At 46.8% G+C, this 1679-nt stretch carries 1 protein-coding gene (only partly in view); it reads left to right on the forward strand.

Annotation, left to right across the window (positions count from 1 at the left end):
* Positions 1-28 carry the 3' portion of a FimV/HubP family polar landmark protein gene (locus CKO50_RS24610; RefSeq protein ID WP_255229524.1) on the forward strand. The gene continues 2321 nt to the left of window position 1, outside the view, so only the last 28 of its 2349 coding nucleotides appear in the window; the start codon falls outside the window, past its left edge; it ends in the stop codon at positions 26-28.
* Positions 29-1679 lie beyond the last annotated feature (1651 nt).

Below are 1679 nucleotides of genomic sequence, written 5' to 3' on the forward strand. Positions count from 1 at the left end.
TTCTACCAGAGTTGGAGGAAGAGTCTGATGAGCTGGCCGATGATGAGCTCGGTGCATTACTAGACGAACCTGCAGAAGATGTTCTACCAGAGCTGGAGGAAGAGTCTGATGAGCTGGCCGATGATGAGCTCGAAGCCTTACTAGACGAACCTGTAGAAGATGCTTTACCAGAGCTGGAGGAAGAGTCTGATGAGCTGGCCGATGATGAGCTCGAAGCATTACTAGACGAACCTGCAGAAGATGTTCTACCAGAGCTGGAAGAAGAATCCGATGAGCTGGCCGATGATGAGCTCGAAGCCTTACTAGACGAACCTGCAGAAGATGTTCTACCAGAGCTGGAAGAAGAATCCGATGAGCTGGCCGACGACGATCTCGATGCATTATTAGATGAAGCACAGGAAGAGCCGTTACCTGAACTGGAAGAAGAGTCCGATGAACTGGCCGACGACGATCTCGATGCATTAGTTGACGAAACACCAGAAGATGGTTTGCCAGAGCTGGAAGAAGAATCTGATGAGCTGGCCGATGATGAGCTCGAAGCCTTACTAGACGAACCTGTAGAAGATGCTTTACCAGAGCTGGAAGAAGAATCCGATGAGCTGGCCGATGATGAGCTCGAAGCCTTACTAGACGAACCTGTAGAAGATGCTTTACCAGAGCTGGAGGAAGAATCCGATGAACTGGCCGACGACGATCTCGATGCATTAGTTGACGAAACACCAGAAGATGGTTTGCCAGAGCTGGAAGAAGAATCTGATGAACTGGCCGACGACGATCTCAATGTATTAGTTGACGAAACACCAGAAGAAGCTTTGCCGGAGCTTGAAGAGGAAGTTGGTGAGCCAGCAGATAACGAGCCTGATGCTTTATTAGATGAAGCACCAGAAGATGCTTTACCAAAGCTGGAAGAGGTATCTGACGAGCGTGAACTAGGATCTGAACAGCTTTTAGCAGAGTCTGAGCAAACGGAGTCAGGGCACTTGTCGGGTATGTTGGATGAAGAGGATGCTATTCCGGAATCATCAGAAGAACCAATGGAAGATACATTACAGTCCGATCTAGCCAATGAAGCAGATTTTAGTGATGAGAATGTTCAAGCTGACGAAGACAGTGAATTTGAAGATCCTGACTTAAAAAGTGTTGATGAGCTATTACAGGAGCTTCAAGCCGAAGAACAGTTTGAGTTGGATGCTGAACTTGAAGACGATTTTTCGGATGAAGAAGTTGAAATTGAGCTGGGAGATGATCCACTTAATGACGAAGTGGATTTACTGGCAGAAGAAGAGTTTCTTGACGAAGAAGATCTGCAACCAAGCGCAGAGCTAGAGAGTTACCCTGAGCTGGAACTTGGCGAAGAACTTGAAACTACTGACTCGCAAAGCGAAACCGAAAAAGCATTATCAGAAGCATTATCCAATGACGCTCAATTTGATATAGAGGACGGGCTTGATGACGATCTTCTCGACGATGAAATCTCTGGCTTTGATGAAGATGATTTGCCAGAGTTAGACGCGGATTTTGACGAAGAAACTTTGCTTGAAGACGAGCCTAAAGCACCAGTCGAAGCAGCAGAAAGTGATACGCTTGAGTCTGAACCTGCACTTGAAATCGAAGACGAGCTGCCAGAATTAAACGCAGATTTTGATGAAGAGGTTCTGCTTGAAGACGAGCCTAAAGCA

This window comes from Pseudoalteromonas sp. HM-SA03 (assembly GCF_002289345.1).
Classification (GTDB): domain Bacteria; phylum Pseudomonadota; class Gammaproteobacteria; order Enterobacterales; family Alteromonadaceae; genus Pseudoalteromonas.